Origin of the sequence: Cellvibrio sp. UBA7671, assembly GCA_002483145.1 — a bacterium.
Lineage (GTDB): Bacteria > Pseudomonadota > Gammaproteobacteria > Pseudomonadales > Cellvibrionaceae > Cellvibrio > Cellvibrio fibrivorans.
Genome location: DLHJ01000018.1, coordinates 82461 through 93635 on the forward strand (window position 1 = coordinate 82461; position 11175 = coordinate 93635).

At 49.3% G+C, this 11175-nt stretch carries 10 protein-coding genes and 1 pseudogene; 1 reads left to right on the plus strand and 10 read right to left on the minus strand.

The features are described from left to right. Nucleotides 1-21: 21 nt before the first annotated feature. The 7 genes and pseudogenes from B4E62_RS19025 to B4E62_RS19055 form a co-directional block, all read right to left on the minus strand. Nucleotides 22-1161, minus strand: coding sequence for a DUF3426 domain-containing protein (locus tag B4E62_RS19025; protein WP_331353175.1), 1140 nt, complete (start codon nucleotides 1159-1161; stop codon nucleotides 22-24). 438 nt (nucleotides 1162-1599) lie between these two features. Beyond that, nucleotides 1600-1680 (minus strand): annotated as a pseudogene (locus B4E62_RS21430) (MJ0042-type zinc finger domain-containing protein); the annotation flags it as partial. A 138-nt stretch (nucleotides 1681-1818) separates the two neighbouring features. After that, nucleotides 1819-2700, minus strand: a complete 882-nt coding sequence (prmA, locus tag B4E62_RS19035; RefSeq protein WP_310075732.1) for a 50S ribosomal protein L11 methyltransferase — start codon at nucleotides 2698-2700, stop codon at nucleotides 1819-1821. Between the two features lie 80 nt (nucleotides 2701-2780). Next, nucleotides 2781-4121 (minus strand): acetyl-CoA carboxylase biotin carboxylase subunit, encoded by a 1341-nt coding sequence (accC, locus tag B4E62_RS19040; protein WP_310075730.1) that lies wholly within the window; start codon nucleotides 4119-4121, stop codon nucleotides 2781-2783. Nucleotides 4122-4177: 56 nt separating this feature from the next. Then, nucleotides 4178-4651, minus strand: a complete 474-nt coding sequence (accB, locus tag B4E62_RS19045; protein ID WP_310075728.1) for an acetyl-CoA carboxylase biotin carboxyl carrier protein — start codon at nucleotides 4649-4651, stop codon at nucleotides 4178-4180. Nucleotides 4652-4713: 62 nt separating this feature from the next. Continuing rightward, a complete protein-coding gene (gene aroQ, locus B4E62_RS19050) occupies nucleotides 4714-5151 on the minus strand; it encodes a type II 3-dehydroquinate dehydratase (RefSeq protein WP_331353176.1) in 438 nt (145 codons plus the stop codon). Nucleotides 5152-5471: 320 nt separating this feature from the next. Next, complete coding sequence (locus B4E62_RS19055; RefSeq protein WP_331353177.1) at nucleotides 5472-7298, minus strand: protein-disulfide reductase DsbD; 1827 nt, start codon at nucleotides 7296-7298, stop codon at nucleotides 5472-5474. A 230-nt stretch (nucleotides 7299-7528) separates the two neighbouring features. Between B4E62_RS19055 and B4E62_RS19060 the strand changes: the two genes are divergently transcribed. Next, nucleotides 7529-8260, plus strand: coding sequence for a hypothetical protein (locus B4E62_RS19060; protein WP_310075720.1), 732 nt, complete (start codon nucleotides 7529-7531; stop codon nucleotides 8258-8260). Between the two features lie 16 nt (nucleotides 8261-8276). Here the strand turns inward: B4E62_RS19060 and B4E62_RS19065 are convergent, their stop codons facing one another. From B4E62_RS19065 to B4E62_RS19075, 3 genes are all read right to left on the minus strand, one after another. Beyond that, nucleotides 8277-8915 (minus strand): FMN-binding negative transcriptional regulator, encoded by a 639-nt coding sequence (locus tag B4E62_RS19065; protein ID WP_331353178.1) that lies wholly within the window; start codon nucleotides 8913-8915, stop codon nucleotides 8277-8279. 123 nt (nucleotides 8916-9038) lie between these two features. Beyond that, nucleotides 9039-9653 carry a LysE family translocator gene (locus B4E62_RS19070; RefSeq protein WP_310075716.1) on the minus strand — a complete coding sequence of 205 codons (615 nt, stop codon included), beginning with the start codon at nucleotides 9651-9653 and terminating at the stop codon, nucleotides 9039-9041. Between the two features lie 344 nt (nucleotides 9654-9997). Next, nucleotides 9998-11133, minus strand: a protein-coding gene (locus B4E62_RS19075) for an IS3 family transposase (RefSeq protein ID WP_331353182.1) whose coding sequence is annotated in 2 segments (ribosomal slippage) — nucleotides 9998-10893 and nucleotides 10893-11133 — 1137 coding nt in all. Because the reading frame shifts where the segments join, the coding sequence is not laid out codon by codon here. Between the last annotated feature and the right edge of the window lie 42 nt (nucleotides 11134-11175).

Genomic DNA, 11175 nt, shown 5'->3' on the forward strand with positions numbered 1-11175 from the left:
TGCCTTGGGGTAGCGCGACTGCTATTGGCGCGGAATGGATATGTGGTAATTCACGGCTTCAGGGCCCGGGTCTACCAGATCCAGGGTTATGTGAATTTTCTGGTTTTGCGGCATCAGTTCCCGTCCGACCAGTTCACCGCCCAGATAATCCTTGGGAACAAATCGGCGCGATGCCACCTGATTGTTATCAATATCGGTAAATACCAATACCAAATCGGGAAACGGCTGCTCAAAGGGTGCTCCATTGATCAGCATCACATCAACCGCCAATGCGCCTTGGGTATCCGGATGCTCGCGCACCACAAGATTGGACGCAAGAATTCGGCTGGTATCAACCAGTGTGGGTACCTGGCAGCCAAGGTAGGGGCACAAAAACAGGTAGCCGGTGCGATAGGGCTCAACCCGACTGAAATAATCAAACTTGAACCAGCCGACCTGAACGGCCAGTGCGAGCAGGCCGAGGATACTGAGGGTTGGCCAGAGTTTGCGTTGATACCAGCGGCGCATGCGTTTGGCACTAAACTCAATCGGTGCCGGAATGATGTTCATCAGCAGCGCCGTGCGTGAACCGTCGTAAGAACGGATTTTGGGTTGGGTTTTGACCTGACGCTTGGGTGCATCGCTGTCTTCGTCGGCACTTTCTTCAGGCGTTTCGAAAATACTGGGGTCGAGGGCGGCTGGAGTGTTGGATTGTTTAAATCCCTGATTACTTGGCATCTGCGCCAGTTCATCGCTGATTATAAAATCGTCTGTAGCAGGTTGATTACCTGATGGGGCGGCTTGTTCTTCTTTCTCGCCCACAAGGCTAAATACCAAGCCGGGCGCAGGAGTTACGGCGGGTGCCGGTAGCTTTTCTGCTGCCTCATTCATTTGTTCTTTATTTACCGCATGGCTTTCAAATAATTCGTCATCGGCCAATTGTTCATCGGTCCTGGGTTTGAGTACTGCTAATTGAGGTGTGTCATCGTCCTCATCTTCGATGAGCATTTCTGCCCAGGATTCATCGGCGGTATTAGTCGAGTCTTCATCTGCATCCTTGTCGCGGATCTTGCGCTCAAAGAGCGATACATCGGACTTTGGTGTTGTGTTGATATCCATAAACCCATCGAAGTCATAGCTTTTGCCTTCGGTTTTGCCGTCTTCCATGTCATCGCTGATCAAGATGTCATCGGTATGTCCGAGCGATGACTTGTTGATAGTGCGTATAACCGGTTTGGCAGCCGGTGCTGGCGCAGGCTTCGGCGCAGGTGCTGCCGGTTTTGGGGTTTCAACCGACAAGGGTTTTATAGCACTTAGGATATTGGATTGGTTGGTTGCCGCTGGTTTGCTTGCCGTAGGCAAGGTCGCTGTTGGCATCTGTACCGGTTTGGTCGGTGTGCTCGGCTTTGGCGTGGTAGGGGGGGGGCTTTTTGCAATGTCATTTTTTGCACCGGCAACCTTGGTAGTGACACCCGGTTTTATTGCTGTGGCTGGTTTGGCTGTGTCCTCTACTGCACCAGTATTTTTCGGGGCAGTAGGCGCCGTGGTACTGGCGACCAAATATTCCTGCGCCTTAAAGACATTCAAACAGGAACCACAGCGAACTGCACCCTTGGCGGATTGCAGTTGGCTTGGCGTCACACGAAAAGCAGTCCCGCATTTGGGGCAGCGAGTGATCATTTGGTTGCTGGCTGAGGTCATGGTTTATTTGCTCTTGACACAGGGTGGGCCACAAAAACCCATTCAATTTGTTATCGATACCCAACAGTGTAACCAGCGCGAGACGTACGGTAAATTCCGACGACAATCGGTAGCGACATTCTCCATCGGCAATGCCAACTAGTGCACCTTTGTGGCGGTTAAACGCACCCATTCCTCCTGTTCGGCGATGGGGTCAAACACAAACCAGGGCTTGTATGCCGCCATGACGGTTTCGGCCTGTATTGAGAGTATCCCTGATAGGCAGAGTTTTCCGCCAATTTTTGTCATTGCGCTCAAAGCGGGTGCGAGTTCTGCCAAAGGGCCTGCGAGTATATTGGCGAGCATGACATCCACTTGCACTTCCGGGCACTGCGGCGGCAGATACACCGGCATGGCATCTTCCGGTAACTGATTGCGCTTGGCATTTTCAGTGGTGGCGAGCAGTGCCTGCGGATCTATATCAACACCGAACACTTTTTTCGCGCCCAGTAGCAGTGTTGCTATGCCGAGAATACCGGAGCCGCAGCCATAGTCGATAACCTCCTTGCCCGTAAAATCCTGCTGGTCGATCCACTGCATACACAAAAATGTAGTGGGATGGGTGCCGGTGCCAAAGGCGAGGCCGGGGTCGAGCATCAGGTTTACTTTTTCCGGCTCGGGTGGCTGTTGCCAACTGGGGCAAATCCACAGGCGCTCACCGCAGCGGATGGCGTGGTAGTTGGCCATCCATTCGCGTTCCCAGTCTTTATCTTCCAACTGCTCCCAATAATGCTCGGGCAGCGGATTGCCAAAGCGCCGCTCGGCGGTACTGATTGTCTTGGCGGTATCGATTTCTGCATCAAACAGGCCGGTAATTTTGACGCTATCCCAGAGTGGTGTTTCGCCCAGACCGGGTTCGAGAATGGGCTGGTCGGCATTGTCTTGCAGAGTGACGGATGCAGCGCCGCAAGCTAGCAGCGAATCTTCAAGGGATTCAGCATAGCGGCGGGTAGTGATGATTTTGAGTTGAAGCCAAGGCATAGATAAATTCTTGATAGTTGTTGTGGAGCGCAACGTAAAAGGGCGCGATAAATCGCGCCCTTCTGGTCAATCGGCTGGTATTACTCAGCCAATTTCTTTTCCAGATAGTGGATGTTCACACCACCTTTGCGGAACTCGGTATCACGCACCAGCATTTGCTGCAGTGGGATATTGGTGCGAATGCCGTCAACAATGGTTTCATCCAGCGCATTACGCATACGGTTCAGGGCGATTTCACGCGTATCACCAAAGGTGATGATCTTAGCGATCATTGAATCGTAATTTGGCGGCACTGTATAGCCATTGTACAGATGTGAATCCACCCGCACGCCCAAACCGCCGGGAGCATGGAAACCTTTTACCAGGCCAGGGCAGGGCATAAAGGTTTTAGGGTCTTCGGCATTGATGCGGCACTCAAACGAGTGGCCACGGATAATCACATCCGATTGTTTGATTGACAGCGGCAATCCTGAGCAAACACGGATCTGTTCCTTGATCAAATCGATGCCGGTCACCATTTCCGATACCGGATGCTCCACCTGGATACGGGTGTTCATCTCGATAAAGTAGAAGCGGCCATCTTCGTACAAGAACTCAAACGTACCTGCGCCTTTGTAGCCAATGTCGATACAGGCTTTTACGCAAGAAGCGTAAGTTGCTTCACGTATTTCTTGCGGAATTCCGGGTGCAGGGGCTTCTTCCAATACTTTTTGGTGGCGGCGTTGCAATGAACAATCGCGGTCGCCCAAATGGATTGCATGGCCCTGGCCGTCGGACAGAATTTGCACTTCTACGTGACGCGGGTTTTGCAGGAATTTTTCCATGTACACAGTGCCATCGCCAAAGGCTGCTTTGGCTTCGCCCTGGGTGACATGGATGGAATTGATCAATGCTGCTTCGGTATGGACCACACGCATACCGCGTCCGCCACCACCGGCTGCCGCCTTGATGATAATGGGGTAGCCAATGCGCTTGGCGATTTTCATACACTCTTCAGGATCTTCCGGCAATGGGCCATCTGAACCCGGCACGGTAGGAACTCCGGCTTTTTTCATTGCTTTGATCGCCTCTACCTTATCCCCCATCATGCGGATTACCGCTGGATCGGGGCCGATAAAGGTGAAACCGCTTTTTTGCACGCGCTCGGCAAAGTCAGCATTTTCGGCGAGAAAACCGTAGCCTGGGTGGACTGCTTCAGCGTCGGTAATTTCCATGGCAGCGATAATCGCTGGCACATTCAAATAGCTTTTAGGTGATGGGTTTGGGCCAATACAGACAGATTCATCGGCCAGACGTACGTGTTTTAAATCGCGGTCAACCTGCGAGTGGACGGCAACGGTCTTGATGCCCATCTCTTTGCAAGCGCGCAGTACGCGCAGTGCGATTTCGCCGCGATTGGCGATTAAAATTTTATCGAACATAAACCAGTTCCTCAGCGATTAGCGATTGGGTTGCCAGCGGCAACCGCAACAGATGATTAAGCAATAGTCACTAAGGGCTGATCAAATTCAACTGGGTTCCCGTCTTCCACCAAAATGGCTTCGATAACGCCAGTCTTATCCGCTTCGATTTGGTTCATCATTTTCATCGCTTCGATAATGCAAATAACATCACCGGCTTTGACGTGTTTGCCCACTTCGATAAAAGAAGGTGAGCCTGGGCTTGGTGAGCGGTAGAAGGTTCCTACCATTGGCGATTTAACTACGTGGCCAGTGACTGCAGGAGCGGCGGCGGCCGGGGCAGCAGCTGCGGTCGCAACTGGTGTGGAGGCGGGTGCTGCCGCTGGCGCTGCAGGCATAGCGTAACCGGCGGGTGCCGGTGCGCTGAAATATTGGGTAGTGCCACTGTTACGTGCGATACGAACAGATTCTTCGCCTTCTTTGATTTCCAGTTCGCCGATGTTGGATTCTTCCAACAGCTCGATCAGTTTTTTGATTTTGCGAATATCCATAAAGTCCTCTCTGTAACAAGGTTTGTTGTGGTTAGTATTGGCTGAGCCAAATTAATGAAAAACTATTTAACTAGCTTGAATGCCGCTTGCAGTGCCAGTTCATAACTGGTGGCACCAAAGCCGCAGATAACGCCTTGGGCGACATCAGAAAAATAGGAATGATGGCGAAAAGCTTCACGTTTATGCACGTTGGATAAGTGCACTTCGATAAAAGGGATGTCAACGCCGAGCAGTGCATCGCGCAGAGCGACGCTGGTATGCGTAAATGCAGCAGGATTGATGATGATGAAATCGACCCCCTCTTTGCGTGCATCGTGAATACGGTCAATCAATTCGTACTCGGCATTGCTTTGCAGGGTTTGCATGTGGTGACCGGCAGTAATGGCGATCTGGGTCAAGTTGCGGTTGATGTCATCGAGCGTAGTTGCACCATAGATGCCTGGTTCGCGCAGTCCCAATAGATTCAGATTGGGGCCGTGAAGTACCAAAATGGTTGCCATTAACTGTGATCCTGCGGTGATTTTCTGGTTTTATGCTGAGACTCGCGTCGAACGGCCTAGTTCAGCTTGCCGGGGATTTCAAAGTGGAGGGAGTTTGCCGCAAAAAACAGGATATGTCCACGATACCAGCGAAATTTTGTTTAGATGGCAGAAAATGCCTGCATGATTGCAGAAGTTATGCGTGAAGGTATTAAAAATAAGGCTGTAAATAGCGGTTTTGCTCGATTATCCCCGCATCTTGCCTCCATGTTAGCGACAAGATACGGGAAGTTAACAAAAAATGTCGTCAATTGTTTCTATTATCGCCAATAATAGTCAATTTAAGGCTTATTTTCGCCTTTTAAGGTTCTGATAACCAAATCTTGCGTCAATAGTTGCGGCAGAATCGTCGCTTTTCCGCTGCTATTGGCGGGGAACCAGAGGTAGAGTGGCACGCCACTGCGGCCATATTCTTGCAGGAGTTCAGTGATTTTCGGGTCAGTATTCGTCCAATCGCCTTTAATTGTCGCTACATTTAATTCATCAAAGGTCTGCTCAACTGCCTGGGTATGTAGAGCGATTCGCTCATTTGCGAGGCAGGTCAGGCACCAATCGGCAGTCAAATTCACAAATACCGGGCGGCCTTCGGTGCGCAGCGATGCAACCAATTCAGGGCTATAAGCTTGCCAGCGGTCGTCAGTAGTGGCTTTTTGCTCACGGCTTTCGGCGCCTTGCCATACCAAAATAATGGCCAATATCCAACTTGTAGCGATAAGTATCCGGCGCACCAACTGCCAAAATCCGCGCGCTTCGCGCCCTAATAGCCAGCATCCAAATGCGATAGCCACAGCGCCAGCGCATAGTGCGGCCATGCCGCTCACGCTGGTCTGGCGTCCGAACACCCAGAGTAACCAGATCGCACTTAAATACAGTGGGAAGGCGAGGAATTGTTTGAGGTTATCCATCCATGCGCCGGGTTTGGGTAGGCTTGCCGCTAATGCAGGTAGATAGCAGAGTATTAACAGTGGCAGTGCCATGCCAAAGCCTAGAGCCGCAAATACGGCAAGGCAGGCGATAGCAGGTTGGGTAAGTGCAAAGCCAAGCGCGGCGCCCATAAACGGAGCCGTGCAGGGACTGGCGACTACCGCGGCCAGAACACCCGTAAAGAATGAGCCGCTCAGGCCGGATTTTTGAGTCAGATTTTGGCCTGCCCCCATTAGGCTGCTACCAAAATTAATCAGACCGGACATGCTCAGCCCCATCACAAAAAACAAATAGACGAGGGCGGCTATTAAGCCCGGTGATTGCAATTGGAAGCCCCAGCCGATTGCCTCACCACCTTTGCGTGCAACTAGCAACGCAACCGCAAAACCCACAAAACACACCACAATTCCGAGTGTGTAAACCCAGCCGTGGATAGCGAGCCGTGAGCGATCGGCAGCAGCCAAGCTCATCACCTTTATAGACAGAACCGGAAATACACAGGGCATCAAGTTGAGTATCATCCCACCAAGTAAAGCAAGCAGGATCGCCTGCAGTATCCAGCCGGAATCAGTGGTTGAGGGGTGTGGGGTATCGGTTGATGCGGCGGCAGTTACTGTAGTGGGCGCTTGTGCAGTTGACGCCTGCTCTATTACCGATGCGGTCGTAGGATCAACAGACAGTGCCAGTTTTTGCGGTGGATAGCAGAGGCCTGCATCGGCGCAGCCCTGATATTCCAGCTTTAGGGTAAAAGGTTTGGTGATGCCCGCCAAATCAAAACTCGCTGAGACTTCATGGTAGTGAACCATGGTTTCGCGCTCAAACAGTTCGTCGTACTTCATCTTGCCCGGAGTATAGGTGGGCAAAATTGCGATGCTTTCATCAGTACGGAACTTAAAACGCTCCTCGTATAGGTAATAGCTGTCCGCTATTTGCCAATGCAGTACCAACTTGCCCTGCGCAATGGTGTAGCTGGGTTTAAACGCCTCGGCTACTGGTAAAAATTCATCTTGCCCATTCAGCAAACCGGAGTTCAAAGTATTGCTGCTCTGGGCGAGAGGATCCGCTTTGGGCGCTAGTAGATCTTCTGCAAGGCTGGTGTTCGCAAGCAAAATACCAGTCAACAATAGGATTCTTACACTGAGTTGCTGCACAAAACGAAGTCTTAACGGAGGCAGATTAAGCATGGTATGAGGAGCTTCCCGATCTGGACATGGGGTAGGTGGATAAGTAGGTCGCACGGCGAGGGGTGCTCGGCAGCGCGACTTACAGTAACATACGGCGCCTTATAGACAACCGGCAATAAATAACATTCTACCTGAGGCTAACTTTTTCTTTTGCGGTAGATGTCCGGTTGGCTCGGTTAAGATGAAATTCGTCCAGGTTGTCAAAAATTCAGTTCATGAGAAAAGTTGCTATGCGTAATTTGGTTGGTCGCGGTGGATTAGTGATTGTGTTGGCTTGTGCACTCAGTGCCTGCCAGATTCCCTTTTATGCCAATCAGAAAAAACAACCCGCACCTGCGCCAGCGCCTGTCGTGCAGCAAAAACCAGTTATCACCAAGGAACAGCAAGTTGTGAAGATGCTGATCCTTAACGGTGAATACACCTTGTCGCAAAACCAGTTGCTCACACCAACCAATGACAACGCTTACGACTACTTCCGTGCAGCGCTCAAACTCGACCCCAATAACGCGCGTGCTAAAGGTGGTTTGCAGGGGATAGTGATGCGTTATGTTGATCTCGCCCGTCAGGCAGCCGCCCGTGGTAATTATTCACAGGCTACGACCATGCTTAACAACGCGCGTATCGTTGATCCCAATAATTTATTGATTAAAGAAGTTGCACTGGGTTTGACCGAACAAATTAAATCCGCTCCACCTGTTGAGCCCTATCGCGGTGGCGCCAATGAATTTTTGCTCGACGCAAGTTTGCTCGGCAAAGATGATCCCAAAATTATCGCTAAATTGACCGAGGTCGCACAAAAGCTAAAAGCCACCAATGGCCTTGCCATGATTATCGCGCGCACCGATGTAGAGGGGCGGTGGATCTATCAAAAAATGCGCGATGCAGTGCCGGGTTACCGTGTGCGTGGCGATATCAAGCTAGGTAATCCGCCGCGCGTACAATTAGTGCCTGCGGCGCAATAAAGACGCGCAGGATTTTTTACAGATGAAGTGTTTTGAGCAGTGTATTTGCCAAGCCATGCTGTTGCGCATCGCTGCTCGATTTTAACCCTGCAATTGTTCCTAACTTATCGGCCTCTGATCTGCTTTGCCCCAGCTTCCACTTGCCAATCATTTTCTTGATGGGTATTTCTATACCCACAATAGCTCCGCTCAGTTTTTCAATAAAATCCACTGGTGCATCACTCACCTGCCAAGGCAGCGCTTGCCTGGCTTCGTGCAAATTAGTTAATTCATTTAGATGTACAAGCAACTCGTGCGGGTCTTGAATTATTTCCGGTACTCCATAAGCATGGACAACACAATAATTCCACGTAGGTACCGCTTTACCATTTTCATGTTTGCTCGGATACCAGGACGGTGAAATATAAGCCTGGTCGCCATGGAATGTAATTACGGAATTATTTACCTGCGAGCATGTTTTCCAAATAGTATTTGCCTTCGCAACATGGCAAACCAGCGTACCAAACTCCCCTTTGTTTTCTTTAATAACAAAAGGAATATGGTTTATTTCAATTTCCCCGTCCACAATAGCTGCCCAGGTACCTAAAGGTCTTTCTCGAATTAACGAGTGAAGCACTGCGATGTTATTTTCTTCATTTGATTGTGGTACGTACATATAATCCTCTTTATAAATGCTTTCCATACTGTCAGGCTCATACAAGCCACACACCGAATCTTGCTAAAACGGCGGAAGAAATCATCCGCTTGATGGCATTGATTTTTCTACCGCAGTCGCTTGTTATGCTTTTGTAGCTAGCAAAACACCACTGCCAACCATAATACTTCCCGCAGCCACATTTAGTGTTTTTGCGGCTCTTGAACTTTTAAAAAGTAGGCTAGCTTTACTTGCTGCATAAGCGTATGCCGCCATAACGCTACCCACAGCCATAGTTGCCACCAGTAATAGCTGGCCTATTTCGATAACAGTAACACTCTGTACGTTAATGAAGGCTGGAAAAAAACTTACATAAAAAAGAATGGCCTTCGGATTGCTTAAGGTGGTTGCCAGACCAGCAATGAAGTTTGAAAAAAATGACAGTTCAATAATAGGCTTCACTTCTACGGAACTATATTTTGTTAAAAGCAATTTAATTCCTAGCCAAACCAAGTAAGCAGCGCCCGCATATTTTATAAATGTAAATATTCCACCCATTGTGCTCGCAAGCGCAGATAAACCATAAACCGATAGAATGATTAAAATGTAGTCGCCGAAAACAATACCGAAGACTGTGATTAAACCATGAAAAAAGCCAGATGCCATTGACCTAGCTACAACGGTAAATACTCCCGGGCCAGGAATTACCGCCAATATAACCAAGGCTACAAATAGCGATACCATGCTGGTAGTTGTCATGATGCTTCCTTATGCGTAACGCCGTGTGCAACGGCAGTTTTTAAGTTGTGGATTTGTGGGTTACTTTTGCGCAGCAAAACCACAAAGCCGCGACTTAAAAACTGTCCAGCGCACGAAGTGCGCGGGTTGATACACTTTGTTAGGCCAAATTTCTTAGCCGAAGAAACTAATTATTTTCTGCTTTTACAAAAATTAGATTCTTTTTTGCATAGTAATAAGACGATAATGTGATTCCTAAAACAACCAGAAAGAAACACCCAATATATGGAAGGAAAATTCCGGTAGATAGCGCCTTGTATATCAGTAGTGTGGACTTCCCACGCTTTCATAGACAAACCGAAGCCTCATTTTGAGGCGCGCTCAAACGCCTCTGGACTGACGCCGCCAAGATGACTATGGCGGCGTGTTTGATTGTAAAACATCTCGATATAATCAAACACATCCGCCTTTGCCATATCGCGGGTTTTGTACACTCTTTTCTTTATACGCTCCTTTTTCAAACTACTGAAAAAGGATTCAGCAACGGCATTATCCCAACAATTACCACGGCGACTCATACTCGGCTCAAGGTTATGGGTTTTGCAAAAGCGTAACCAGTCATCACTGCCATATTGTGAGCCTTGATCTGAATGTATCAACACACGCTGCTTGGGGCGACGACGCCAGACTGCCATCAGCAATGCATCCAGCACAATCTCTTTGGCCAGTGATGGCTTCATCGACCAACCCACAACCTTGCGTGAATATAAATCCACAACAACAGCCAAATACAGCCAGCCTTGCCAGGTACGAATGTAAGTAATGTCAGTCACCCAGAAATGATCAGGATGCTCGACGGTGAATACGCGATTCAATTGGTTCGAACTGACAAGTGATGGCCGACCAACAATATTTCTAGGCGCCTTATACCCGCGAATAGCCTTGATTTTATGGGTTTTCATGATGCGCGCAACACGATGTTTGCCACAGGTCTCGCCGACCTCTCGCAAATCCAGAAAGACGCGAGGAGAACCATAAATACCATGACTCGCAAAATAAGAATCACGGATCAAATCCAACAAACGTCGGTCTTCCACTGCACGATCGGATAGCGGTTTATGAACCCATTGATAAAAACCGCTACGCGCAACCCGAAGCAATCGACACATCAGCTGGATACTAAAGCTTTGCTGATGATCGTTAATAAACTGATACTTTACTCGGGTTGGCTGGCAAAGTACCGTGCGGCCTTTTTTAAGATGTCGCGCTCTTCTTCAGTTCGCCGTAATTGCGATTTGAGTTTGAGTATTTCCCGTTTTGCTTCTAGTAATTCTTGCTCTTGTACATCAGATTTATCCGGCGCAACAGCGCTCACCCATTTATACAGGCTGTGCGCTGAAACGCCGAGACGATTGGAAACTTCCGCCACAGAATATCCGCGTTCGGTAACCTGCCTTACAGCTTCGTCTTTAAATTCCGGGGTGTATCGTTGGTTGCTCATATAACTTTCTCCTATGCTCATAGAGTAGCTCAGGAGTGTCCA

Excerpts from the sequence above, each read along its gene's own strand:
- prmA (WP_310075732.1), bottom strand. The coding sequence starts at position 2,700 with ATGCCTTGGCTTCAACTCAAAATCATCACTACCCGCCGCTATGCTGAA.
- accC (WP_310075730.1), bottom strand. The coding sequence starts at position 4,121 with ATGTTCGATAAAATTTTAATCGCCAATCGCGGCGAAATCGCACTGCGC.
- accB (WP_310075728.1), bottom strand. The coding sequence starts at position 4,651 with ATGGATATTCGCAAAATCAAAAAACTGATCGAGCTGTTGGAAGAATCC.
- aroQ (WP_331353176.1), bottom strand. The coding sequence starts at position 5,151 with ATGGCAACCATTTTGGTACTTCACGGCCCCAATCTGAATCTATTGGGA.
- B4E62_RS19055 (WP_331353177.1), bottom strand. The coding sequence starts at position 7,298 with ATGCTTAATCTGCCTCCGTTAAGACTTCGTTTTGTGCAGCAACTCAGT.
- B4E62_RS19060 (WP_310075720.1), top strand. The coding sequence starts at position 7,529 with ATGCGTAATTTGGTTGGTCGCGGTGGATTAGTGATTGTGTTGGCTTGT.
- B4E62_RS19065 (WP_331353178.1), bottom strand. The coding sequence starts at position 8,915 with ATGTACGTACCACAATCAAATGAAGAAAATAACATCGCAGTGCTTCAC.
- B4E62_RS19070 (WP_310075716.1), bottom strand. The coding sequence starts at position 9,653 with ATGACAACTACCAGCATGGTATCGCTATTTGTAGCCTTGGTTATATTG.